Origin of the sequence: Actinokineospora fastidiosa (assembly GCF_014648415.1) — a bacterium.
In the GTDB taxonomy this organism is placed as follows: Bacteria; Actinomycetota; Actinomycetes; order Mycobacteriales; family Pseudonocardiaceae; genus Actinokineospora; species Actinokineospora fastidiosa.
In genome coordinates, this window is record NZ_BMRB01000002.1 from 608299 (window position 1) to 630979 (window position 22681).

At 73.5% G+C, this 22681-nt stretch carries 23 protein-coding genes; 7 read left to right on the forward strand and 16 right to left on the reverse strand.

Annotated features, from left to right (window positions below):
- Window positions 1-132 precede the first annotated feature (132 nt).
- The 4 genes from IEY98_RS12720 (at window position 133) to IEY98_RS12735 (ending at window position 4562) form a co-directional block, all read left to right on the forward strand.
- Window positions 133-2961, forward strand: coding sequence for a sensor histidine kinase (locus IEY98_RS12720; RefSeq protein WP_189210628.1), 2829 nt, complete (start codon window positions 133-135; stop codon window positions 2959-2961).
- Window positions 2958-3401, forward strand: a complete 444-nt coding sequence (locus IEY98_RS12725; protein WP_189210629.1) for a roadblock/LC7 domain-containing protein — start codon at window positions 2958-2960, stop codon at window positions 3399-3401. The genes IEY98_RS12720 and IEY98_RS12725 overlap by 4 nt, the downstream gene beginning before the upstream one ends.
- A gap of 3 nt (window positions 3402-3404) precedes the next feature.
- On the forward strand, window positions 3405-3908 hold the full coding sequence (locus IEY98_RS12730; RefSeq protein ID WP_189210630.1) for a DUF742 domain-containing protein: 504 nt from the start codon (window positions 3405-3407) through the stop codon (window positions 3906-3908).
- Window positions 3909-4010: 102 nt separating this feature from the next.
- Window positions 4011-4562: a copper chaperone PCu(A)C gene (locus IEY98_RS12735; RefSeq protein ID WP_189210631.1), complete on the forward strand. Its 552-nt coding sequence runs from the start codon at window positions 4011-4013 to the stop codon at window positions 4560-4562.
- Here the strand turns inward: IEY98_RS12735 and IEY98_RS12740 are convergent.
- The 5 genes from IEY98_RS12740 to IEY98_RS12760 form a co-directional block, all read right to left on the reverse strand.
- Window positions 4559-4882, reverse strand: coding sequence for a hypothetical protein (locus IEY98_RS12740; RefSeq protein ID WP_189210632.1), 324 nt, complete (start codon window positions 4880-4882; stop codon window positions 4559-4561). The two genes, IEY98_RS12735 and IEY98_RS12740, sit on opposite strands and share 4 nt — an antisense overlap.
- Window positions 4883-4925: 43 nt before the next feature.
- Window positions 4926-5870: a PfkB family carbohydrate kinase gene (locus tag IEY98_RS12745; RefSeq protein WP_189210633.1), complete on the reverse strand. Its 945-nt coding sequence runs from the start codon at window positions 5868-5870 to the stop codon at window positions 4926-4928.
- Window positions 5871-5886: 16 nt separating this feature from the next.
- Window positions 5887-6774 (reverse strand): SDR family oxidoreductase, encoded by an 888-nt coding sequence (locus tag IEY98_RS12750; protein WP_189210634.1) that lies wholly within the window; start codon window positions 6772-6774, stop codon window positions 5887-5889.
- A gap of 106 nt (window positions 6775-6880) precedes the next feature.
- A complete protein-coding gene (locus tag IEY98_RS12755) occupies window positions 6881-8374 on the reverse strand; it encodes an FAD-dependent oxidoreductase (RefSeq protein WP_189210635.1) in 1494 nt (497 codons plus the stop codon).
- A gap of 39 nt (window positions 8375-8413) precedes the next feature.
- Complete coding sequence (locus tag IEY98_RS12760) at window positions 8414-9241, reverse strand: oxygenase MpaB family protein (RefSeq protein WP_189210636.1); 828 nt, start codon at window positions 9239-9241, stop codon at window positions 8414-8416.
- Between the two features lie 54 nt (window positions 9242-9295).
- Between IEY98_RS12760 and IEY98_RS12765 the strand changes: the two genes are divergently transcribed.
- The 3 genes from IEY98_RS12765 to IEY98_RS12775 all read left to right on the forward strand — a co-directional run bounded on the left by IEY98_RS12765 (window position 9296) and on the right by IEY98_RS12775 (window position 11919).
- Complete coding sequence (locus tag IEY98_RS12765) at window positions 9296-9937, forward strand: TetR/AcrR family transcriptional regulator (RefSeq protein WP_229786868.1); 642 nt, start codon at window positions 9296-9298, stop codon at window positions 9935-9937.
- A gap of 88 nt (window positions 9938-10025) precedes the next feature.
- Window positions 10026-11465 carry an amino acid permease gene (locus tag IEY98_RS12770; RefSeq protein WP_189211764.1) on the forward strand — a complete coding sequence of 480 codons (1440 nt, stop codon included), beginning with the start codon at window positions 10026-10028 and terminating at the stop codon, window positions 11463-11465.
- Between the two features lie 55 nt (window positions 11466-11520).
- The gene (locus IEY98_RS12775; RefSeq protein WP_189210637.1) at window positions 11521-11919 is read left to right on the forward strand and encodes a ChaB family protein; all 399 of its coding nucleotides are present in this window, start codon (window positions 11521-11523) and stop codon (window positions 11917-11919) included.
- 149 nt (window positions 11920-12068) lie between these two features.
- On the opposite strand, the gene IEY98_RS12780 is transcribed toward IEY98_RS12775, so the two are convergent.
- The 11 genes from IEY98_RS12780 to IEY98_RS12830 all read right to left on the reverse strand — a co-directional run bounded on the left by IEY98_RS12780 (window position 12069) and on the right by IEY98_RS12830 (window position 22645).
- Window positions 12069-12218: a hypothetical protein gene (locus IEY98_RS12780; RefSeq protein ID WP_189210638.1), complete on the reverse strand. Its 150-nt coding sequence runs from the start codon at window positions 12216-12218 to the stop codon at window positions 12069-12071.
- A gap of 51 nt (window positions 12219-12269) precedes the next feature.
- Window positions 12270-13268, reverse strand: a complete 999-nt coding sequence (locus IEY98_RS12785; RefSeq protein WP_189210639.1) for a DNA topoisomerase IB — start codon at window positions 13266-13268, stop codon at window positions 12270-12272.
- 39 nt (window positions 13269-13307) lie between these two features.
- On the reverse strand, window positions 13308-13484 hold the full coding sequence (locus IEY98_RS12790; RefSeq protein WP_189210640.1) for a hypothetical protein: 177 nt from the start codon (window positions 13482-13484) through the stop codon (window positions 13308-13310).
- 4 nt (window positions 13485-13488) lie between these two features.
- Window positions 13489-14529: a baeRF2 domain-containing protein gene (locus IEY98_RS12795; protein ID WP_189210641.1), complete on the reverse strand. Its 1041-nt coding sequence runs from the start codon at window positions 14527-14529 to the stop codon at window positions 13489-13491.
- The gene (locus tag IEY98_RS12800; RefSeq protein ID WP_189210642.1) at window positions 14516-15058 is read right to left on the reverse strand and encodes a D-glycero-alpha-D-manno-heptose-1,7-bisphosphate 7-phosphatase; all 543 of its coding nucleotides are present in this window, start codon (window positions 15056-15058) and stop codon (window positions 14516-14518) included. Before IEY98_RS12800 ends, IEY98_RS12795 begins: the two co-directional genes overlap by 14 nt.
- Before the next feature lie 64 nt (window positions 15059-15122).
- On the reverse strand, window positions 15123-17099 hold the full coding sequence (locus tag IEY98_RS12805) for a CocE/NonD family hydrolase (protein ID WP_189210643.1): 1977 nt from the start codon (window positions 17097-17099) through the stop codon (window positions 15123-15125).
- Window positions 17099-18343 (reverse strand): ATP-grasp domain-containing protein, encoded by a 1245-nt coding sequence (locus IEY98_RS12810; RefSeq protein WP_308425881.1) that lies wholly within the window; start codon window positions 18341-18343, stop codon window positions 17099-17101. The genes IEY98_RS12805 and IEY98_RS12810 overlap by 1 nt, the downstream gene beginning before the upstream one ends.
- 39 nt (window positions 18344-18382) lie before the next feature.
- On the reverse strand, window positions 18383-19198 hold the full coding sequence (locus IEY98_RS12815) for a glycosyltransferase family 2 protein (protein ID WP_189210645.1): 816 nt from the start codon (window positions 19196-19198) through the stop codon (window positions 18383-18385).
- Window positions 19195-20658, reverse strand: coding sequence for a D-glycero-beta-D-manno-heptose 1-phosphate adenylyltransferase (gene rfaE2 / locus IEY98_RS12820; RefSeq protein ID WP_229786869.1), 1464 nt, complete (start codon window positions 20656-20658; stop codon window positions 19195-19197). The genes IEY98_RS12815 and rfaE2 overlap by 4 nt, the downstream gene beginning before the upstream one ends.
- Entirely contained in the window at window positions 20655-21971 is a 1317-nt protein-coding gene (locus IEY98_RS12825; protein WP_189210646.1) for an aldehyde dehydrogenase family protein, read from the reverse strand. Before IEY98_RS12825 ends, rfaE2 begins: the two co-directional genes overlap by 4 nt.
- Window positions 21962-22645: an SDR family oxidoreductase gene (locus tag IEY98_RS12830; protein WP_189210647.1), complete on the reverse strand. Its 684-nt coding sequence runs from the start codon at window positions 22643-22645 to the stop codon at window positions 21962-21964. Before IEY98_RS12830 ends, IEY98_RS12825 begins: the two co-directional genes overlap by 10 nt.
- Window positions 22646-22681 lie beyond the last annotated feature (36 nt).

The following is a 22681-nucleotide window of genomic DNA, read 5'->3' on the forward strand; positions in this document are numbered from 1 at the left end:
CGTTCACCTCGTTGTCGCCGAACGATCTCTGACTTACGATGCCGGTCCGACTGGTTTGGGCCGCGCATCCCGGGAGGTAGGCGAGAGAGTGGCACGCGCAACGCCATCCCGGACCGGTGGGCCGCGGACAGGATGATCGTGGCACCTACCGGTATAGATCAACAACCGCGCCCCCGCCAGACCGGGTCCTCGCTGGCCGCGGTGCTCGACTGGCGCAACTGGAAGCTCCCGGTGAAGCTCGCCGCGGTGCTCGTGGTGCCGATCCTGGTCGCCTTGGCCGCCGGTGTGCTGCAGATCCAGAGTTACGTCTCGCGCTCGGCCAATTACGCGCAGATGCGCGAGCTGGTCGCCGTGCGCGACGCGCTGGTTCCGCTGATCGACAGCATCCAGCTGGAACGCACGATGGTCGCGCGCGGCGTGCTCGAACCCGGCGTCTACCAGGAGCAGGGCCGCACGACCGAGTTCATGCGCGTGCACCTGGTCACCCTGCGCGCGGAGACCGCGGGCTTCGGCGAGGTGTCGGCGACCCGCTTCGACGAGGCGGTCCAGCACCTCGCCCCGCTGGCCGACGTGCGGGCGCGGGTGCCCAAGGACGGCTCGACCTCGCTCATGGCGTACACGATCGCGGTCAAGGCGCTGCTCGACTTCGACCAGGCGCTGGTGAGCCAGTTCGGCGACCCGCTGCTGTCCGGAACGGCGACCGCGCTGCACCACATCGAGGTCGCCCGCGAGCAGGTAGCGCTGCAGCAGGCCGTGGTGCTGACCGGGCTCGCGCGCGGCGACCTGGCCAGCGCCGACCAGCGCGCGCTCGCCGAGTCCGTGCTGCGCATGACCGACCGGCTCAGCGACTTCCAGGCGGTCGCCACACCGCAGCAGCGTCGCGAGTTCACGGTGCGGATGGAGTCGACCGACGTCGCGCTGCGCGACCGGCTGGTGCAGACCGCAGTGAACACCAGCGGTGGGTTGCGCATCGAGCCCACCGAGTGGAACCGCAGCTCCGAGGCCACCGCGGCCCGGCTGGCCGAGGTCGGCGCCGGACTGGCCGGTGAGCTGCGCGGCGCCGCCGACCGGCTGCAGGACCAGACCAGCGACCGCGCGGGCCTGGCGTCGGTCATCCTGCTCGGGATGATCGTCGCCGCGGGCGCCATCGGCTGGATCGTCGGCAGGCAGCTGCTGCGGTCGCTGACCGCGCTGCGGCGCGCGGCGCTGGAGGTGGCCGACCACCGGCTGCCCGCCGTCGTCGCGGGCATCCGGGCCAACACCGAGCCGGACACCGCGATCGAGCCGGTCCCGGTGCACACCACCGAGGAGCTGGGGCAGCTCGCGCGCGCGTTCGACGCCGTGCACCGGCAGGCCGTGCTCTCGGCGACCGAGCAGGCCGAGCTGCGCTCGGACATGCGCAACATCTTCGTCAACCTGTCCCGCCGCAGCCAGGGCCTGGTCGAGCGCCAGCTCAAGCTGATGGAGGAACTGGAGCGCAAGGAGGAGGACCCCGACCAGCTGGCCAACCTGTTCAAGCTCGACCACCTCGCCACGCGCATGCGGCGCAACAACGAGAACCTGATGGTGCTCTCCGGCACCGAGGTCTCGCGCCGGTTCACCAAGCCGGTGCCGCTGGTCAGCGTGCTGCGCGCGGCCGTGTCGGAGATCGAGCAGTACCAGCGCGTGGTGGTGCACCCCGCCCCGCCGGTCGAGGTCGTCGGGTACGCCGCGGGCGACCTCGTGCACCTGGTGGCCGAGCTGCTGGACAACGCCACCGCGTTCTCCCCGCCGCGCTCGCAGGTCGTGGTCGGCGCCCGCGCCCGGGGCGACGGCGACGTGCTGGTGGAGATCACCGACGAGGGCATCGGCATGGCCGAGGCGGAACTGATCGCGGTGAACCGGCGGCTGGCCGAGGACGCCCCGGCCGAACTGCCGGTGTCGCGGCAGCTGGGCCTGTTCGTGGTGGCCAGGCTGGCGGCGCGCCAGGGCGTGCGGGTGCGCCTGCGCCCGGTCGGCGACGGCAAGGACGGCCTCCGCGCCGTCGTGCTCGTCCCGGCCGAGCTGGTCCGGGCGCAGACGGTGACCCCGGTCCCCGCGACCACGGCGCCCGGCGCCAACGGACGCGTCCTGCCGCGCGGCTCCGCCACCGCCCTGATGCCACGCGTGCCCGACACCAGTCCGGCTGCGAGCGGTCCCATCCCGACCGCCCACGGCCTCGACAACCCGCCACCACGCCTGCCCGGCCCCGTTCCGGCCACGAGCGGATCCGGCCTCATCCACGCCACGAACGGCTCCGACCCGCTGCCACGCAGGCCCACCACCCCAGCAGGGAACGGGCTCGACCCGGCACAGCACCAGCCCGGCACCGCGAACGCCTCCGACCCCATCCACGCCACGAACGGCTCCGACCCGCTGCCACGCAGGCACACCACCCCAGCAGGGGACGGGCTCGACCCGGCACAGCGCCTGCCCGGCACCGCCACCGCGGACGGGTTCGACCCCATTCACGCCGTGAACGGCTGCGAGCCGCTGCCACGCAGGCCCACTACCACGGCGGCGAACGGGCTCGACGCGGCACGGCGCCAGCCCGGCGCCGCCACCACGGACGGGTTCGGCCCGATTCGCGTCGTGGACGGGGCCGAGCCGCTGCCGCGCAGGTCCGTCGCCTCGGCGGGGAACGGGGCGGACCCCGCCAACCCGGTGTCGCAGGGGGCTGGCCTCGCCCAACCCAACGGGGCGGTGCCGCGCGTGCCCATCGGGTCCCCGTCCTCGGCGGACGGGGCTGGGCAGGGTGACTCGAGCTGGTTCAGCGGGGAGTTGCCGAAGCGGCCCGTTCGCTCCCCCGGTTTCGGGGCGCCGCCGCCGGTGTCGGCTCCCCGGCGGCGCGACCCGGAGCGCGTCCGCGGTTTCCTGGCCAACTACCAGTCCGGGGTGCGTCGCGGCGTGCCCAACGCCAACCAGCGGAATGAGCAGTCATGAGCACAACGCCGTCGCGGCAGGTGAACCAGTTCGGGTGGTTGGTCGGCAACTTCACCGAGCGGGTGCCCGGGGTCGCCCACGCCATCGTGATCTCCGTCGACGGGTTGCTGCTCACCACATCGGCGCGGCTGCCCAGGGACCGCGCCGACCAGTTGGCCGCGATCGCCGCGGGCGTCACCAGCCTGACCGAGGGCGCGTCCCGCTGCTTCGGCGGCGACCGCGTGCTGCGCACGATCATCGAGATGGACGGCGGCATCCTGCTGCTGATGTCCATCAGGGACGGTTCGTGCCTCGCGGTGCTGGCCGCGCCGAACTGCGATGTCGGCCAGGTCGCCTACGAGATGAACGTGCTGGTCGACCAGGTCGGCCAGATGCTCACCCCGGAACTGCGCGCCGAGCTGCGCGGCTCCCGGCACGCCGCGGCAGCGCACTCGGGCTGAGCCATGGGCCCAGACGAGAACGGGGGTGCCGAGGAGCGCGATTTCGCCGACCTGCTCAACGGGTTCACGTTGGACAAGCGCCGCCGCCGCGGCGGGCGCCACGCGCGGGAGCCGGAGCCCGCGCCGCGCGCCCCCGAGCCGCCCGCGCCCCGGCCCGAGCCGGTGGAGGACGGCGCCGAGATCGTCCGCGCCTACGCGTGGACGGCGGGGCGCACGCGGCCGGAGGCGCACCTGGAGGTCGAGACCCTGGTGTCGAGCACGGACGTCCCGCCCCGGCTGCTCGCCCAGCTCCCGGCCGAGCATCACACGATCGTGGAGCTGTGCCGCGCCACCCGCTCCGTCGCGGAGGTGGCCGCGCTGCTGGCGCTGCCGCTGGGCGTGGTGAAGGTGCTGCTCGGCGACCTGGCCGGACGCGGGCTGATCGCCGTGCACCGCACGGGTCACGCGGGCGCGGCCCCGGACCTCGGCCTGATGGAGCGCGTCCTGAGCGGGCTGCGCAGGCTCTGATCGGTCCCCCGGCCGCACGGTCCCTGCGGCCGGGGGATCTCCTCCGGTCACGACCCGGTTGCGAACCGGGTCGGCGGACGGCGGGCGGGGTACCGCTCGGACATGAGAGTCCTGCCGATCGCCGCGCCCGTCCTGATCCTGCTGGCCGCCTGCGGCGGCGAGGTCAGGGAGAACGACGACCTGGGAACCCTCGGAGACCACGGCCGCGCGGGCCCGGTCGAGGTGCTGAACGTGCACGTCGAGCCGCCTGCCGACGACCGCTACGTCCCGGGCGACGACGTCGTGGTCCGCTTCACCATGGTCAACGGCGGTGACCGACCCGACGAGCTGACCGCCGTGAACGTCCCCGGCGCGGACAAGGCCACCGTGCACTGGGACGCGGAGTGCGACGGGACCGCGGAGGCCGTGCGGACCGTTCCGCTGCCGCCCGGGACCACCGGCGTCGACGTGGGCCCGCCGGACGAGCGCAGGCACCAGCCGTACTACCTGACCGTGACCGGGCTCGACGACCTGACCGTGGCGGGCACGACGCTGCCGATGTCGTTCACCTTCGCCCAGGCGGGCACCGTCGAGGTGGACGCCATGGTCGCCATCGACCGCCCGCGCCCGACCGACTACGAGTACGCCTGCTCGGTCGAGCCCTCGGTGGGCTAGCGGTTCAGCGCGAGCAGGACGCTGACGCCCACGACGGCGAGGAAGCAGGGCAGGGTCACCAGCAGCACCAGCCCGAATCGCGGCCGCCTGCGGAGGAGGAGCAGCCACGCCAGCGCGGCGGTGAACAACGGCGGGACCACCAGGATGCCGACGATCGCGCCCCACGCGTCCGTGAGCACGGGCGGGCCGGATACGGCGAACAGCACCACGACCGTCAGGGCCGTCCAGACCATGGCCGCCCCGAAGCACCTCTCGAACAGCGTGGGCTGCGGTGTCCGCCGCGCGGGCTCCGCATCGATGCCGCGCTCGACGATATCCATTCCGTCCCTCCGATCGCGCAGCCGGATGCTACGCGACCAGCGGTTACGCCCGGCCCAGGGCGGGACGGCCGCCCAGGTGGCCGACGGTCGAGCCCGCGGCGGCCGCTGCGGCGCGGGCGGCGGCCTCGGGGGACTCGCCCCGGGTCAGCGCGACGGTGAGGGCCGCGATCAGCGAGTCGCCCGCGCCCGTCGTGTCGACCGTGGGGTCGGCGGTGTACGGGATGAACACGTGGCCGTCGGGCCAGGCGAAGAGGTCGCCTTCGGCCTCCACGGCCAGCGCGACCATCGACGGGCCCTCGGCCAGCACGGACCGGGCGGCGCGGACGGCGGTGTCGACGGAGTCCATCCGGCTGCCGGTCAGCAGCGCGGCCTCCTTGGCGTCGGCGCGCACGACGTCGGCCGTGGCCAGCAGGTCCGCGCGCTGGTCCGCGGGCGGGGCGCCGTCGAGGACGACCCGGCGACCGGCGTCGCGGGCGATCGTGGCCGCGGCGAGCGCGGCGGGCTGCTGGAGCTGGACGATGACCGACGACGCGGCGACCAGGGTGCCCCGCGCGCCCTCGACCTCGGCCTCGGTCAGCTCCGTCCCGGCGAAGTCCTCCAGGTACCGCCACGCGCCGCCGCGCTCGACGACGTTGACGATCAGCGCGGTCCGCCCCTCCGGCCGGTGCACGACGCACACGACGTCGATGTGGTCGGCGCGGGCCTGGGCGAGCAGGGCGGTCCCCACCTCGTCGTCGCCGACGACGCCGAGCAGCGCGACCGACGCGCCGAGCTGGGCGCAGGCCACTGCCTGGTTGGCGCCCTTGCCGCCGAGCAGTTCCCGGCGCTCGCGGACGTCGGCTGCCGCGCGGGCGCCCGGCAGCTCGTCGACGAGCAGGACGATGTCGCGGGCGATCTGGCCGACGACCACGATGTCGAGCTCGCCGCCGAACCCGGCCAGGTAGCGCTCACGGCAGATCCGGGCCTGTCGTCGTGCGGTCGCGGTCATGGTCCCCACCCCGCTCTCAGGTCAGGAAACGCCCCCCGGTCACCGCCAGGGTCTCGCCTGTGATGTAACCGGATTCCGGGGAGGCGAGGAAGACGTAGGCCGGTGCCAACTCCGCGGGTTGCGCCGCGCGGCCCATCGGCGTCTGCTTGCCGAACTCGGCGACCTTCTCCTCGGGCATGGTCGACGGGATCAGCGGCGTCCACACCGGGCCCGGCGCGACGGCGTTGACCCGGATGCCGCGGGAGATCAGGTCCCCGGACAGGCTCTGCGTCGCGTTGAGGATCGCGGCCTTGGTGGCGGCGTAGTCCATCAGCTCCGGCGACGGCTCGCGCGCCTGGATCGAGGTGCTGTTGACGATGGTCGAGCCCGGCGGCATGTGCGGGACCGCGGCCCGGCACAGCCAGAACAACGCGTACAGGTTGGTCTTGAACACGCGGTCCATCTGCTCGGTCGACAGCTCCGCGACACCCTTGCCGGACATCTGGTAGGCGGCGTTGTTGACCAGGATGTCGATGCCGCCCAGTTCGCCGACGGTGCGCTCGACGAGCTCGGCGCAGTGCGCCTCGTCGCGGACGTCGCCGCGGACCATGACGGCCTTGCGGCCCGCCTGCTCGACCAGCGCGGCGGTCGCGGCGGCGTCGGCGTCCTCCTGCAGGTAGGAGATCACCACGTCGGCGCCCTCGCGGGCGAAGGCGATGGCGACCGCGCGGCCGATGCCGGAGTCCGCGCCGGTGATGAGCGCCTTGCGCCCGCGCAGCCGGTCGGTGCCCCGGTAGGTCTCCTCGCCGTGGTCGGGCTCGGGGCGCATGCCCTTGGTGCTGCCCGGCGCGCTCTGCTGCTGCGGCCCCTGCGCGTCCGGCGTCGGGTACTGCGTGCGCGGGTCCTGGAAGGTGAACTGGTCCATCGTGATCCTCCAACGCCGGGCTATCCACTGTGGACTGCCGATGCGGCATCGCCCCTCAGGGCGTTCCCCGTCCGGGCGCGCGCCAACCAAGGACGCACCGGTCCGGTCACGGCGCGCGCTTCTCCAGCGGCTTGGTCGCCGGTCCCTCCAGGACCTCGCCGTCGACGTCGAAGCGGGAGCCGTGGCACGGGCAGTCCCAACTGTGCTCCGCGGTGTTGAACCGCACCACGCACCCGAGGTGCGTGCAGGTCAGGCCGACCGCGTGCAGTTCGCCGTCGGCGTCGCGGTAGACGCCGGTCTTGCCGAGCCCGTCGCGGCGCACGCACGCGTCGCCTGGGGCCAGGTCGTCGAGGTTGGTGGTCCCGGTCGGGGCGAGGTGGTCGGTGACGAGGTCGACGCCGACCTTGGCGTTCAACCGGGCCAGCGTGGGCAACCCGCTCAGCGAGAGCCGGTGCGGGGAGAACAGGTCGACCGCGTCGCGGCCGAGGACGAGGTCGGCCAGCTGCGACCCGGCGAACGTGCCGGTGGACAGGCCCCACTTGGCGAACCCGGTCGCCACGTACAGCCCGCGCACGCCCGGCCGGTAGGTGCCGATCATGGGCAGCCGGTCGAACGGCACCGGGTCCTGCGCCGACCACCGGTGGGTCACCTGCGCGACGTCCCAGTGCTCGCGGGCGAACGCCTCCAGCGCCAGGAACCGCGCCGCGGAGTCGCCGCGCTCGGCGACGTGGTGGCCCTGCCCGCCGACGATCAGCCGGTCCCCCGCGGAGGTGATCGACCAGCCGGGCCCGCCCGCGGCGATGGCCATGCTCGTCGGCGGCGTCCCGCTCGCCAGCGTGGCCGCGACGCAGTAGGAGCGCGTGGGCTCCAGGCGCGCGAAGTACAGGCCGCGGTCGAGGATCGGGTAGTGCGTGGCGACGATGACGCTCGCGGCCCGCAGGTCGCCGTGCTCGGTGCGGATCGTGGCGGGCTCGCCCTCGCGGACCTGGTGCACGCGGCTGCGCTCGAAGACCCGGCAGCCGTCGCCGTCGACCATGCGGGCCAGGCCGACGGCATAGCTCAGCGGGTGGATCCGGACCTGGTCGTCGAGCCGGACCGCGGCGTGCACCGGGAACGGCAGGTCGGGGGCGGGGTCGCTGACGGCGGGCAGCCCGGCCCGCACGGCGGCCGCGAGTTCGCCCTCCACGGTCTCGACGTCCTCGGGCCGCATGGCGACGGTGTGGGCGGGCCTGCGCTCGAAGCCGCAGTCGATGCCCTCGGCGAGTTCGGCGAGCAGGTCGACGCCCGCCGTGCTCGCCTTGGCGTACGCCGCCGCGGCCTCCTGGCCGTGCTGGCGTTCCAGGTCCGAGTAGACGGTGGACTGCAGCGCGGTGACCTTGGCCGTGTTGTTGCCGGTGACGCCCCGTCCGACCCGGTCGGCCTCGATCACCGCCACCCGCAGGCCCGCGCGCTTGAGCAGCAGCGCGGCCGTCAGCCCGGTGATGCCGCCGCCCACGACGGCCGCGTCGAACCCGGTGTCGGTGACCTCGGCGCAGGTCGGGAACGACGTCGGGGCGACGCCGTCCAGCCACAGCGACTGACGGGCGGTGGTGGTCTGCATGACCGACAGTTACCCCCGCGCCGCGCGGTCAAACCGTGATCACCACCAGCGGCCGGTCTCCACCAGCCGCATGTTGGCGTACGCGCGGTCGAGGTAGCGCAGCCTGCGCGGCAGCCGGGGCCAGACCGCGCGGACGACGGCGGCGAACGCGCGGAACCGCCGCTCCTGCCGCTCGGTCCAGGTGAGGCCGAGGATCTCCCGGGCCCGGGGCGGCAGCAGCGCCACCGACAGCCACACGCCGAAGCGCACCACCGGGTCGCGGACGACCGCCCACACCGGGCCGGGCACGAACCGCGGCGGCGGGATGCGCGCGTCCGCGATGCGCACGGCGAAGTCGGTGGTGCTGTTGGCCTCCAGCTCCTCGTCGAGCATGCGCTGCCAGTACGCGGCGAAGTCGGCGTAGTTGTCGATCACCGGCCTGCCCGACAGGCCGTAGCGCCGCCACCAGGTCACGCCCTCGGCGACGAGCCTGTCCTTCTCGGCGTCGGTGAGCGGGGTGCCGAAGAACTCGTTGACCGCGATGATCCCCTCGACGAACGTCGCGTGCGTCCACCAGAACACGTCGGGGTTCAGCGCGTGGTAGCGCCGCCCGCGCGAGTCGGTGCCCGACAGCCCGGTGTGGAAGCCGCGGACGAGGGCCCCGGTGTCGGAGCCCGGCGGGTCGTACACCACGCCCAGGATGGGCGGCATGGACCGGAACAGCCGGTCCAGCGGGTTGTCGAAGAAGTCGGAGTGGTCCCGCAGCGCCGCGCCCACGGCCGGGTGCATGTTCTGCAGCGTGCCGATGCGGCCCAGGAACAGCAGGCCCCGGGTGTCCCCGAAGTGGTGCCAGGTCAGCGAGCCGGGTCCGATGGGCGCCGAGTTCATGCACAACAGTGCAACACAATTTGTGGATCTGTTGCAAGGATCTAGGCTGACCTGGTGGAGAACCCGCTCGCGCCCCTGCTCGCGCCGCCCGCCGACCCAGCGGACGTGCGCATCCTGGAGGCGGCGGTCGCCCAGTTCGCGCTGATCGGCATCCGCCGCACCAGCGCCGACGACATCGCCCGCCGCTCCGGGGTCAACCGCACGACGCTCTACCGCAGGATGGGCACCAAGGAGGAGATCGTCCGCGCGGCGATGGCGCACGAGGTGCGCAAGGTGCTCGCCGAGATCGAGGCCCGGCTCGCAGGCATCGACGACCCGCTGGAGCGGCAGCTGCACGGGTTCGGTGTCACCGTGACGACCCTGCGCGGCAACCCCCTGCTGCGCCAGCTGCTCGCCGTCGACCGCGACGAGACGCTGGTCTGGCTGACCCTGGACGCGGGCGCGGCCATCGAGATCGCCACCGCGTACGTCGTGGGCATGGTGACCGAGCTGCGGACCGCGCTCGGCCTGCCCGACACCCCACCCGCCGAGGTGGTCGCCGCGACGATCGTGCGGCTGGTGCACTCGCTGGTGCTCACCCCGGACGGGTCGCCGCGGCTGCCCGACGACCGGAGCCTGCGGGAGTTCGCCGCCACGGTGATCTGCCCGCTGATCGGGGTGCCGCTTGACAGGAGCGCGGGCCGAGCGGATCAATAGAGATCACTCTGCCGCACGGGAGGCCCGGGTGAGCGACGACGAACGGCGGCTCCACGAACTCGGGTACGCCCAGGAGCTCTCCCGGTCCATGTCCGGGTTCGCCAACTTCGCGGTGTCCTTCACGATCATCTCGGTGCTCTCCGGCTGCCTGACCCTCTACGGGTTCGGCATGAACACCGGCGGCCCCGCGATGATCGTCTGGGGCTGGCCGCTGGTCGGCATGATGACGCTGCTGGTCGGCCTGGCGATGGCCGAGGTCTGCTCCAGCTACCCGACCGCGGGCGGGCTCTACTACTGGGCGGCCAAGCTGGCCCCGCGCAACGGCGCCGCCTGGTCGTGGTTCACCGGCTGGTTCAACCTGCTCGGCCAGGTCGCCGTCACCGCGGGCATCGACTTCGGGGCGGCGTCGTTCATCAACGCGTTCCTGGACCTGCAGTTCGGGTTCGCGGCGACGCCGGAGCACACCATCCTCATCTTCGGCGTCGTGCTGGCGGTGCACGGCCTGCTGAACACCTTCGGGGTGCGGCTGGTGGCCCTGCTCAACAAGGTCAGCGTCTGGTGGCACCTGATCGGCGTGGCGGTCATCGTGACGGCGCTGGTGGTCGTGCCCGACCGGCACCAGTCGGCGGACTTCGTGTTCGGCGCGTTCGTCAACAACACCGGGTGGGAGTCCGCGTTCTACGTCGGGCTGCTCGGCCTGCTCCTGGCGCAGTACACGTTCACCGGGTACGACGCCTCCGCCCACATGACCGAGGAGACCCGGGGCGCGGCGCGGTCGGGCCCGCGCGGGATCGTCATGTCGATCGTGGTGTCGCTGGTCGCGGGCTGGGTCCTGCTGCTGGGCATCACGTTCGCCATCCAGGACTACGACGGCGCGCTGAACAGCGAGACCGGCGTCCCGCCCGCGCAGATCTTCATCGACGCGCTCGGCAGCACGGGCGGGAAGCTGCTCCTGCTGATCGCGATCGGCGCGCAGCTGTTCTGCGGCATGGCGTCGGTGACGGCGAACTCGCGGATGATCTACGCCTTCTCCCGCGACGGCGCGCTGCCCGCCTCGGCGTTCTGGCACCGGATCAACAAGCGCACCCGCACACCCACCAACGCCGTCTGGCTCGCCGCGGGCGGGGCGTTCGTGCTCGGCCTGCCGTACCTGTGGAACGAGACGGCGTACGCGGCGGTGACCTCGATCGCCGTCATCGGGCTCTACATCGCCTATGTGCTGCCGACCCTGCTGCGGCTGCGGCAGGGCGACCGGTTCGAGGCCGGGCCGTGGAGCCTGGGCCGGTGGAGCAGGCCGGTGGGCATCGTCGCGGTGGTGTGGGTCGGGTTCATCACCGTGCTGTTCATGCTGCCGCAGGTGAGCCCGGTGACCGCGGAGACGTTCAACTACACGCCGGTCGCGGTGCTCGTGGTGCTCGGCTTCGCCGGGACCTGGTGGCTGGTCTCGGCCCGGCGCTGGTTCACCGGCCCCAAGGTGGAGGGCACGCCGGAGGAGCTGGCGGCCATCGAGCGGGAACTCGATCTGTAGTTTCACCGGCCGCGACCGCGGGCACCCCGTTCGTGCCGAGTGAGGAGGTTGGTCCATGCCCGCGAGCAAGGAGATGCCCAGCACGCTGCGCCGTTCGTCGAAGAAGGCCCAGCGCACCTGGGGGAAGGCCCACGATTCCGCCGTGGACACCTACGGCGAGGGCGAGCGCGCCCACCGCACGGCGTTCGCCGCCCTGAAGCACACCCACGAGAAGGTCGGCGACCACTGGGAGCAGAAGGACGACGCGGGCCCGTCGGACAAGCAGGCCGCCCGAGGCGCCTCGTCCCGCCGCGGCAAGACCGCGGGCGGGGTCGACGCGAACGCGAGCAAGAAGCACCTGTACGAACTGGCCCAGCGGATGGACATCCCGGGCCGCTCGTCGATGAGCAAGTCCGAACTGGTGGACGCGCTGGAGAAGGCCAACCGCAAGGAGACCGCGAAGGCCCGGCGGTGAGTTCCCCAGCGGTCCCGGAAGAACCTTTCACGGGAGAAGCGTGAGAAGCACGGTCCGCTGCCCGCGGTCGATGCGGGCAGCGGACATCTGTGCGGACCAGCGTGCGGACCGGACGATCGCGCGGGCCGGGTCCGGCGTCTCGGCGTCGGCTACTCGCGGCCGCGGATGATGGTCGGCTCGTAGCCCTCGTCCTCCGGTGGCGCCGGATCGGTCCAGGTGGTGGCCCGGCCACCGATCAGGTCCACGTCGTCGTCCGGGGCGGTCCGTTGGAGCGGGACCAAGTCGAGTTCCTGAGTCATCGCAACCTCCTTGCCACTTCTTGGCGTACCCCGCGTGGCGCCCAGGAAACCTCAGCTGTCCAGCAGCTTCAGGACCGCCCGCTCGATCCGCTGGCGCGTGGCCTCGTCGGTCAGGTCGTCGCCGGTGCGGTCCAGGGTCGCCCGGATGGTGCGCCCCTCGGCGAACGCCTCGACCACCCGGGCATCCACATAGGACTTGCGGGCGATGGCCCTGGTGTTGCCCAGGTCGTCGGCGACCATGTCCATGACGGCGGCGTCGACCCGCTTGCGGGCGCGCTGCGACGTCGCCGCCTCGGCCCGCGCGAAGCCGATGGCGGCCACCACCGTGGCGTGCCAGGTGCGCAGGTCCTTCACCGTGTAGTCCGCGGCGGTCAGCTCCTTGAAGCGGTCGTTGATCTCTCCCGAGCGCAGGTCGCGCCACTGCCCTCGGCCCTCCCGGTACGCCAGCAGGCGGTCGCTTCCAGTGCGGACGCGCTTCAGCGAGCGCACGAGCGCGGACAGCTCCGGGTCGTTGAGGGACACGGCGCGCTGGAGGCCGCTCTTGGCCGGGTAGTCGAACACCAGGAGGCCGCGCCGGAGCACCACGTGCTCACGCAGCAGCGTGGCGACGCCGTGGCTGCCGTTCTCCTCGGCGTACTCCTCCCCGCCGGTGCGGAAGACGCCCCGGTCGAGCATGCGCAGCGCCCCGCCCAGCACCCGGCGGCAGGTCAGGCCGTCCGAGGACAGGTCGTCGTGGACGGCGGCGCGGAACCGGGGCAGGATCACGGCCAGCTCCTGGACGCGCTCGTGCTTGGCCTCGTCGCGCTGCTTGCGCCACTGCTCGTGGTAGAGGTACTGCCGCCTGCCCGCGTCGTCGGTGCCCACGGCCTGGATGTGGCCGGTCGGGTGCGGACAGATCCACACGTCCCGCCAGGCGGGCGGGATCGCGAGCGAGCGGACGCGTTCGGTCTCCTCCGGGCTCAACGGACGCCCGGTGGGGTCGAGGAAGCGCCAGCCCCGGCCCTGCCGCCGTCTGGTGATCCCGGGTTTGGACGGATCGCTGCGCCGCACGCCTGCGGTGTACCCAGCCTGGGCCCCGGTCACGCCGGGTCAGGGCGAGCGCTGGTCGCGGTTCTCCTCGTCGGGCTGCTTCATCGCAGCCCCGCAGAGGAAGACCACGGACACCGACAGGGTGACCGCCCACGTCTGCCCGGCCTGCGCGGGAGCGAACAGCGCCAGTGCGAGGTGCACCAGGGCCGTGACCGCGAGCCGGTCGCGGAAGGACATGGCACTAGGCGTACCGGCGCAGCACGCCGACGCGGTCGCGGAGGTCGATCTCGGGGCCGACGACGCGCACCCTGGCGGAGACGGCGAGGGCGGCGGCGGGCAGGCACTCGTCCAACCGGCACTCGACGTCGCCGGGCTCCAGCGAGATCGTCTCGGGCGCGCCCGGGGTGACCCAGGCGGTCCCGTCGATGTCCATCGGCATCAGCAGCAGCTCGGCGTTGCCCGCGCGGAGCGCCTCGACGACGTCGGGCAGGCCGTCCACGGCGCGCACGCCGGTCTGCTCGCGGAAGTGGTCGAGGTCGGCCAGGTGGTCGGCGGCGTCGATCTCGGCCAGCGCGCGGGCGACCTCGGCCTCCAGCCTCTGCTCGTCGGCGCCCGCCGAGCGGCTGCCCGCGTCGAGTTCGACGGCGTGCAGCGACTCGGGCAGCTCCGCGCACAGCGCTGCCCGCGATTGGACCTCGCCGGCGACGGCGACCAGGCGGGCGCCCGCGCCGCGCGCGACCTCGGCGGCGGTGTCGGCCGCCGTGCGCATCGTGCGGCGCACGGTCTCCTCGACGCGGCGCTGCATCGACAGGTGCGACCAGCCGCCGCCGGGGATCTTGTGGACCGGGTGGTCCTCACCGCGGACCGTGTCCTCGGCCGTGCCGTCGGAGGTGACGACGCGGTAGTCCATCCCGGTGCTGTCCACGACGAGCACGACGTGCGGCGGCGCCTGGCCCGCGGCCAGCGCGGGCAGCACGTACGGCAGCACGCCGTAGCGGCTCTGCGGCTGGTCGGGCGGGCTGGGCAGCACCACGTCGAGCAGCACACGCGATGAGTCGGCGACCATCAGCCTGCCCGCCCGTCCGCGCGGGGGCAGGTCCTCGGTCCACGCGCGCTCCAGGTGGGCGATCGACGACGGGTCGGCGCCCGCCTCGGCGAGGCCCTCCGCCGCCGCCCGCCAGCGCTGGCGGGCGAGGTCGAGCGCGTCCTCGGTGTCGTGGCTCGCGTCGAGCAGCACGGTGGCGAACGGGCCGGGCTCGCGGACGAGGTCAGCTGGCGACATGGCGGTCTCCTTCCGGCGCGGGCAGCGCCAGCCGCACCGCGTCGAGGACGGTGGGCGCGACCAGCGGGGCCGCGGCGATCTCGGCGGGCAGCGTCCGCGGGGTGGGCACCAGCACCGACCGCGCCCCGGCAGCGGCCGCGGCCTCGACGTCCGCGCCGATGTCGCCGATGACGACGACGTCGGCCGGGTCGACGGCCAGGTCGACGCAGGCGGACAGGATCAGCCCGGGCTGGGGTTTGCGGCACACGCACCCGTCGTCGGGTCCGTGCGGGCACCATTTCCAGGTGCAGAGCCCGCCCAGGAGCTCATCGACGCGGGCGTTCACGGCCGCGACCTGGCCCGGCGTCAGCAGGCCCCGCGCCACCCCGGACTGGTTGGACACCACCCCGGTGCGCAGGCCCCGCAGCCGGACCTCGTCCACCGCCGCGCGCGCGGACGGCATGAGACGGACCAGTGCCGGGTCCCCGTTGTACGGGACGTCGTGCACCAGGGTTCCGTCGCGGTCGAACAGCACCGCCGCAGTACGCATGCCACGGACGTACCCGCTGCGCCGACGCCTTACCCCTCAGCGCGCGTCACGGCGGCGGAGACGGTCACAGATGGTCGCGGGGGAAGCTGTGCCGCCAGTCCCGCGAATACACGCGGTCATCGCCCTCGTAGGCGTCGAGATGGGCGTGCAGCACGAACTCCGTTTCCGTGCAGGTCAGCTTCTGCCGCGTCTGCACGCGGGCGACCCAGTCGCCGCGGCGGAACGTCATGGTCCAGTCGGTCTCGCCCGCAGCGGAGGTGAAGTCGTTCGCGGTCCAGCAGTACCGCTCCTGGACGTGCTTGCCGACCTCCATGCCGGAGTCGGCGAATCGCAGGAAACCGTTGTCCTTGAGGACATCCAGCGAGCTGCGGTAGTCGGTGAGGTCGCGGCTGACCCGCCAGTGGTAGGCGGGCGGCGTCAGCTGCTCGGTCTCCGGCGGCTCGGCGCCGTCGGGCGGCTCCAGCAGCGCGGGAGCGGTCCCGCCGTCAGTGCGCACCGGCAGCAGCAGCGAGCTATCCCCTGTGTGCACGGTCACAGTGGCCGCGGTGGGCGGCGGCCACGCCAGGGGCCAGTACGAACTCGACAACGACAATCGGATCCGGTGCCCCGCCGGGAAAGTCTGCGCCACGCCGTTGAGCGGGACCTCGACGTGGTAGACCTCGCCCGGCTCGACCGGCGCGGGATCGTCGTGGCCGTCGCGGTGGGAGAGGTTCAGCAGCCCGTAGCTGACCCGCGTCGCCGCGCCGTCCGGCGCGACGTCGGACAGCCGGGCGGCCACCATCGCCACCGGGCGGTCCGCGGAGACCGCGAGCCGCACGACCGGCGCGCCCAGGATCTCGCACCGCTCGGGCAGCGGCGGCGTCTCGAACACGAGCGCGCCGCCGTCCTCCTCGCGCTGGTCGTACGGCAGGTCGGGCGGGGCGTTGTAGGAGCACCACTTGCCCGCGAACTGCCCCAGGCTCAACGGGGACGACACGCTGATCGCCGCGTCCTCGCCCACCCCGAGCCGGTACGGGGCCATCGGCCAGGCCACGGTCTCCACCTGCGGCGACGGCCACGCTGGCTCGGCAACCCACCGCCCGGGCCGCTCCTGGTAGGAGGTGGACGGCGGGACGCTGTCCTGCATCCAGGTCTGCAGCACCGGTTCGGTGTCCACGCCGTTCTCGCGCCCGAGCAGCCACCGGTCCAGCCAGCGCACGACCTCCTGCAGATAGCCGACGGCGGGCCCGGGCTGGCCGAGGTGCGGGTACTTGTGCGACCACGGCCCGATGAGGCCCCGACGCGGCACGTCGAGCCGGGCCATCAGCCGCAGGACGGCGTTGGAGTAGCCGTCCGCCCACCCGGAAGCGGCGAACACCGGGACCTGGATGGCCGAGTAGTCCTCGCACACCGAAGCGTGCCGCCAGTAGTCGTCGCGGCGCTGGTGGGACAGCCAGTGCGCGGCCCACGGCCCGGCGGCGGCCAGGCGCTCGAACCACATGTCGCGCCACCGCTCGCCGACCCCGGCCGGATCGGGCGGGCAGGTGCTGTAGGCGAACATCGTGCCGGACTCGGCGAGGTTGTCCGAGAGCAGGCAGCCGCCCATGTAGTGCATGTCGTCGGCGTAGCGGTCGTCGGTGAACGACGCGATGCACAGCGCGCGCAAGCTCGGCGGTTTGCGGGCGGCGACCTGCAGGGCGGCGAACGCGCCCCAGGAGATGCCCATCATCGCCGTCTGCCCGTCGCACCACGGCCGCGCGGCCAGCCAGGCGAGCACGTCCTCGGCGTCGCGCTGCTCCAGTTCCAGGTACTCGTCGGTCAGCACGCCGCCGGAGTCGCCCGAGCCGCGGATGTCCACCCGCACGCACGCGTAGCCGTGCCCGGCCAGATAAGGGTGGTTGATGCCGTCGCGCACCGAGGTCAGATCGCCCTTGCGGTAGGGGATGTACTCCAGCACCGCGGGCACCGGACCGGCCGACCGGGGCCGCCAGACGCGGGCCGCCAGCTCGATCCCGTCGGAGACCGGGATCGTGGTGTCCTCCACGGCCACCTCGTAGCGCATCACGCCTCCTCCACCCGGTAGTCCAGGGCCGCCACCGTCCGCTCGTACTTGGCCACCAGGTCGTCCTCGTCCTCGGCGCCGACGGTGATCTCGGCGAGCAGGTGGCTGTAGCTGTCGCCGACGGTCAGCCGGTCCCCCGACGACACCCGCCAGTGCACGCGCACGCCGGGCTCCAGTTCCCCGGCCTCCAACGACCCGGTGAGCACGCCGTCGGAGAAGTGGCGCAGGTACCACAGCGCGGAGATCCCGTGCTTCCCGCCGCCCGCGGGCACTGCCGGGTCCTCCCCCAGCGCGACCGCGAGCATCCGCTGGTGGTTGGGCACCCCGTCCACGTGCAGGAACAGCTCCGCGTGCGACTGCGAGTGCCGCGGGTTGATCTCCAGCAGCCACACCTCGTCGGTCGCCGGGTCGCAGAAGAACTCCACGCTGAACGTCGCCGGGGACAGGCCGATGTGCTCGATCACCTTCTCGGCGACCTCGCACAGCCGCCGCTGCGTCGACTCGGGCAGCTGCGACGGGTACTGGTGGCGCAGGAAGCTCGACACGCCGTCGTAGACCAGCGAGTCGAGCACGCCGTAGACGACGGCCTTGCCGTCCACGCAGTACCCCTCGACGGCGGCGCGCGCTCCCGACATCGCCGCCTCGGCCAGGCACACCTGCCCACCGACGGAGGCGATCTCCTTCGGCAGGTCGGCCTGGGCGAGCAGGTGCTCGAACGGCTCGCCGACCCGCTCGATGCCGTCGGCGATCTCGGTGCGCGCCTTGGTGAAGGTGTCGAAGTCGGTCACCTCGAAGGCCAGCGCGGAGGAGAACGACTTCACCGGCTTGAGCCAGAACGGGTAGTCGACGCCGCTGGGCGGGTTCGGGTCGGTCGGCTCGACCAGCGCGAACGGCGGGTACTCGGTGATCACCTCGGACTGCACGAGCCTGCTCCAGTACTTGTGCTCGCACTTGAGCACCGCCTCCAGCGGCGCGCCGCGCACGTTGTACCGCCGCTGCAGGATCGGGAGCATGGTGCTGACCGGGAAGTCCCAGTAGCCGACGATGGCGTCGATCGGCCCGTCGAAGTCGTCGAGGACCGCGCACGCCTCGGCCAGCAGGTCGTCGATCGGGATGTCACCGCCCTGGAGCTGTCCGATCGTGAGCAGGCCGTGGAACTCGTAGCGGTCGGCGTCGGGAACCTGCCGCAGCAGTTCCAGATTCGCCTCGTCAAGGCCCAGTACGAACACGGTCGCCGAACGCACACATCCTCCAGGGGTAGGCATCAGGTGCGACGTACCCCGTCACCCGTTCCGGTACACGTGTACGCAGTCGCGCGCCTCGTTCTCCCGATCGGGGATGGTGGTCGGCGACTCAAGGTGCACCGCGCCGCTCGGCAGGATCCCGGCCCCGCCCGCCCGCGCCATGACCCGCCACTGGGCCACGACGTCCTCGCCGCAGTGCCGCGGGGGCAGATCGCGCCAGAACCCGAACCCTCCGGAGGCGAGCAGCTCCGCCCGGTCGAACAGCACGCAGCCGCCCACCCAGGCGATCTTGTACGCCCGCCACTCCCCCGGCCGCAGTCCGAGCCCACGCGCCAGGTGCGCGGGGTTGGCCGCGTTGTGCAGCGTCCACCGCCGCCAGCCCGGGCTTCCCGGCTCGATGCGCTCGGGCTCGGGCGCCCCGGTCCACTCCTCGTACGGCGCCAACTCGTCCGGCCGCACGTCGTCCAGATAGGACAGTCCCTGCACCGCGGCGCCGACCAGGCCGCAGCCCAGGGTCTCGATGGCGGTGCGCAGCCGCGTCACCGTGCCCGGCGCGAGCCACACGTCGTCGTCGAGGAACAGCACGTACCGCGCGCGGCTCTGGTCGAGCAGGAACGCCCGGTGCTCGGCGACGCCGCGGCGCGGCACGTGGCGCAGGAACCGGACCGGGCAGCCGCGCTCGCGCAGCACCGCGGCCATCGCCCTGGCCGACGGGGTGTCCCAGCCGGGGTCCCCGGTGGACTGGTCGCTGACGACCACCCCGAACTCCGCGTCCTGGGCGGCGAGCCCGGCGAGGGTGGTGGCCAGTTCGACAGGCCGGTCGCAGGTCGGGACCAGGACGTCGAGCCCGCTCATCGGCCCGCCTGGCTGACGATCCGGTCGATGACCGCGCTGGTCGACTGGTCGGGCACGTAGTCCACGATGCGCACATCGCCGCCGCACTCGCGCACCACGGCGGCCTCGTCGAGCATCGACTCGGTGTAGTCGCCGCCCTTGACGTAGCAATCCGGCCGCAGCGATCGGATCAGCCCGGCCGGGCTGTCCTCGTCGAACACGGTGACGTGGTCGACGCAGCTGAGCGCGGCCAGCACCTCGGCCCGGTCAGCCGCGGGGTTCACCGGCCTGCCGTCGCCTTTGAGCCTGCGCACGCTCGCGTCGCCGTTGACCGCGACGACCAGCACGTCGCCGAGACGGCGGGCCTGGTTGAGGTAGGCGATGTGGCCGCGGTGCAGCACGTCGAAGCAGCCGTTGGTGAACACGACCCTGCGCCCCTGCGCCCGGTGCGCGCGCACCAGGTCGGCCAGCTCCGCTGCGGCGACCGCGGCGCCCTGGTGCGCGCCGAGGCGCGCTGCCAGGTCCTCGGTCGTGCAGACCGACGTGCCGGGGCGGTGGACCACGATGTCGGCCGCGGTCTGGGCGAGCTCGGCCGCCGTGGACAGCGGCAGGCCCGCCGCCGCGGCGACGGTGAGCGCGGCGCAGAACGTGTCGCCCGCGCCCGCGGCCTGGCTCTCCGGCGCGGGCTCGGCCCAGGTGCGGTGGCCGGGGCCGTCGTCGACCAGCACCGAGCCCTCGCGGTCGAGGGTGACCACCACGGCCTTCGCCCCGGCCGCCGCGCGCAGCCGCTCGCCCAGCTCGATCACCGCGCGCACGCGGTCCTCCGCGGGCAGCGGCTCGCCGAGCAGGCCCTCGGCCTCCGCGGCGTTGGGGGTGACGAGGTCCGGCCGGATCGCGGCCCAGCGCGCGGGTTCGTGGGCGTCGACGACGAGCAGCGGGAAGGCGTCGCGGTGCTTGTCCAGGAAGCGGGCCAGCACGGACCCGCAGACGCCGAGGCCGTAGTCGCAGAGCACCACCGCGTCGGCGTCGGCGACCGCGTGCGCGGCGCTCTCGGCGATGGCCTGGCAGGTCGTCGCGTCGTGCTCGCCGACCTCGCCCTCGTCGTAGCGCACCATGAGGTGGTCGGCGGCCAGGACCCGGTGCTTGACCACGGTCTGCGGACCGACCACGAGGTGGTGGGTGTCCACGCCCGCCGCGTCGAGCAGGTCGCGCAGCTCCGCGCCCGCCTGGTCCGGCCCGACCGCGCCGACCAGCGTGGTCTCCGCGCCCAGCGCGGCGAGGTTCACGGCGGTGTTGGCCGCGCCGCCCGCCGCGGCGTGTCTGGTGTGGACGGACACGACCGGGGCGGGGGCCTCGCGGCAGAGCCTGCCGGCGTCGCCCTCCAGCCAGACGTCGAGGATGGCGTCGCCGATGACGGCGATCCTCGGTTTGCGCGCGGCCAGCCTGCGCGGCAGGTCGGCGGTGATGGCGTGGGTGGTCACGGCGCTCCCCCGGGCGGGCTGAGGTGGACGACCTTGGTGGTGGTCATCTCGTCGAGCAGTTCGGGCCCGTAGCCGAAGCCGGTGCCGCTGAGCCGCCGGGGCTGGGCCGCCCCGCCGGGCGCGCCGCCGAAGACGGCGTTGACCTTGACCGTGCCGACGTCCAGCGTGCGCCATGCGCGCTGCGCGTTGGCCATGTCCGCGGTGAACACGCTGGCGGCCAGCCCATGCCGGTCCTCGGCGGCCAGGGCAAGGCCCTCGGCGAAGTCCGGCACGACCATCACGGGGGCCACCGGCCCGAAGGTCTCCTCGGTCATGACCGACATCACCGGCGTGCAGTCGGTCAGCACGGTCGCCGGGTACCAGGAGCCCGCGCCGGACGGGAGCGTGCCGCCGGTGGCCAGCGTGGCGCCCGCGGAGACCGCGTCGGTCACCTGGCGGTGCACCCCGGCGCGGTGGTTGGCGTCGACCAGCGGGCAGAGCGTGTCGTTCCACCGCTCGGCCTCCTTGACCAGCGCGTCCAGGAACGGCGCCGCGACGTCCTGGTGGACGAACACGCGCTCCACCGACGTGCAGACCTGACCGCCGTTGGCGTACGCCCCGAGCGCGACCTGCGCCGCCGCCCACGCCGGGTCGACGTCGCAGTCCACGATGGCGGCGTCGTTGCCGCCGTTCTCCAGCAGCGCCTTGGCGCCCGTCGCCGCGGCCGCCATCGCGATGGACCGGCCGGTGTGCGTGCTGCCGACGTGCGCGACGACGGCGACGTGCGGATTGGCAGCGAGCGCCGCGCCGACCTCGCCCGCACCGAACACCGTCTGCACGACGTCCTCCGGCAGCGCCTCGGCCAGCAGTTCGGCGAGCAGCGCGCCGGTCCGGCACGCGCGCTCGCTCGGCTTGTGCACGGCGGTGTTGCCGGTGACGAGAGCGGCCCCCAGCAGCCCGCAGGCCACCGGGACCGGGTCGTTCCACGGCGTCAGCGCCACCACGACGCCGCGCGGCTGCGGGATCATCAGGTCGGTGGCGTTCCAGCCGCCCTGCAGCGCCCGGCCGCGGTGCAGCGGGCCGAGTTCGGCGTACTGGCGCAGCGTGCCGATGCCCGCCTCCACCGACGCCCGCGCCTCGTCCCTCGGCCTGCCGGTGTCGGCGTGGTTGGCCTCGGCGAGGTCGTCCAGGCGGGCCGCCATCGCGTCGGCCGCCCGGTGCAGCCGCGCGCCGCGCTCGGCCGGGACCGTGGCCGCCCACGCCGGGAACGCGCGCTCGGCCCGGTCGACGACCTGGTACGGCTCCGTGTGCGGCATCAGCTCGGTCACGGCCATGACGGCTCCCGGTCCGGGCAGACGACCAGTTCGCGGATCTCGCAGCCGCGCGGCGCGGAGAGCGCGTGCAGCACGCTGGCCGCGACGTCCTGCGGCCGGTTGAGCACGGCGTCCGCGCCCGGCTTGTACTGGTCGGGGCGGTCGTCGAAGAAGTGCGTCTGCATGCCGCCGGGGATCAGCAGGGTGACCCCCACCTCCCCCGCGGTCTCCATCGCCAGCGCCCGGGTGAACCCGACGACGCCGAACTTGGAGGCGCAGTAGGCGGTCGCGTCGCCCGCGGGCCGGATGCCCAAGGTGGACGCGACGGTGACCACGCGGCCGTGCGAGCGCTTCAGCGCGGGCAGCGCGGCGCGGACGACGGCGGCGGTGCCGATCAGGTTGACCCTGACGACCCGCTCCCAGTCCGCGGTGGACACCTGGTCCAGCGCGCCGCAGGCGTCGGTGCCCGCGGCGGTGACGACGGCGTCGAGCCCGTCGGCTGCCAGTTCGGCGACGGCGCGCTCGGTCTCGGCGCTGTCGGTGACGTCGACCGTGCGGTACTCGGCTGGGCCGGACGGGGCCTGTTTGTCGAGCACCAGCGGGATTCCGCCGTGGGCGGCCACCGCCTCGGCGATCGCGGCCCCCAGTCCGGACGCCCCGCCGCTTATCAGCACACGGCCAGGATTGGCTGTCACGTCATCTCCCTTCTTGTCCCGCTGTCGCGGGAGATC

Excerpts from the sequence above, each read along its gene's own strand:
- IEY98_RS12720 (WP_189210628.1), top strand. The coding sequence starts at position 133 with ATGATCGTGGCACCTACCGGTATAGATCAACAACCGCGCCCCCGCCAG.
- IEY98_RS12725 (WP_189210629.1), top strand. The coding sequence starts at position 2,958 with ATGAGCACAACGCCGTCGCGGCAGGTGAACCAGTTCGGGTGGTTGGTC.
- IEY98_RS12730 (WP_189210630.1), top strand. The coding sequence starts at position 3,405 with ATGGGCCCAGACGAGAACGGGGGTGCCGAGGAGCGCGATTTCGCCGAC.
- IEY98_RS12735 (WP_189210631.1), top strand. The coding sequence starts at position 4,011 with ATGAGAGTCCTGCCGATCGCCGCGCCCGTCCTGATCCTGCTGGCCGCC.
- IEY98_RS12740 (WP_189210632.1), bottom strand. The coding sequence starts at position 4,882 with ATGGATATCGTCGAGCGCGGCATCGATGCGGAGCCCGCGCGGCGGACA.
- IEY98_RS12745 (WP_189210633.1), bottom strand. The coding sequence starts at position 5,870 with ATGACCGCGACCGCACGACGACAGGCCCGGATCTGCCGTGAGCGCTAC.
- IEY98_RS12750 (WP_189210634.1), bottom strand. The coding sequence starts at position 6,774 with ATGGACCAGTTCACCTTCCAGGACCCGCGCACGCAGTACCCGACGCCG.
- IEY98_RS12755 (WP_189210635.1), bottom strand. The coding sequence starts at position 8,374 with ATGCAGACCACCACCGCCCGTCAGTCGCTGTGGCTGGACGGCGTCGCC.
- IEY98_RS12760 (WP_189210636.1), bottom strand. The coding sequence starts at position 9,241 with ATGAACTCGGCGCCCATCGGACCCGGCTCGCTGACCTGGCACCACTTC.
- IEY98_RS12770 (WP_189211764.1), top strand. The coding sequence starts at position 10,026 with ATGTCCGGGTTCGCCAACTTCGCGGTGTCCTTCACGATCATCTCGGTG.
- IEY98_RS12775 (WP_189210637.1), top strand. The coding sequence starts at position 11,521 with ATGCCCGCGAGCAAGGAGATGCCCAGCACGCTGCGCCGTTCGTCGAAG.
- IEY98_RS12780 (WP_189210638.1), bottom strand. The coding sequence starts at position 12,218 with ATGACTCAGGAACTCGACTTGGTCCCGCTCCAACGGACCGCCCCGGAC.
- IEY98_RS12790 (WP_189210640.1), bottom strand. The coding sequence starts at position 13,484 with ATGTCCTTCCGCGACCGGCTCGCGGTCACGGCCCTGGTGCACCTCGCA.
- IEY98_RS12795 (WP_189210641.1), bottom strand. The coding sequence starts at position 14,529 with ATGTCGCCAGCTGACCTCGTCCGCGAGCCCGGCCCGTTCGCCACCGTG.
- IEY98_RS12800 (WP_189210642.1), bottom strand. The coding sequence starts at position 15,058 with ATGCGTACTGCGGCGGTGCTGTTCGACCGCGACGGAACCCTGGTGCAC.
- IEY98_RS12805 (WP_189210643.1), bottom strand. The coding sequence starts at position 17,099 with ATGCGCTACGAGGTGGCCGTGGAGGACACCACGATCCCGGTCTCCGAC.
- IEY98_RS12815 (WP_189210645.1), bottom strand. The coding sequence starts at position 19,198 with ATGAGCGGGCTCGACGTCCTGGTCCCGACCTGCGACCGGCCTGTCGAA.
- IEY98_RS12825 (WP_189210646.1), bottom strand. The coding sequence starts at position 21,971 with ATGGCCGTGACCGAGCTGATGCCGCACACGGAGCCGTACCAGGTCGTC.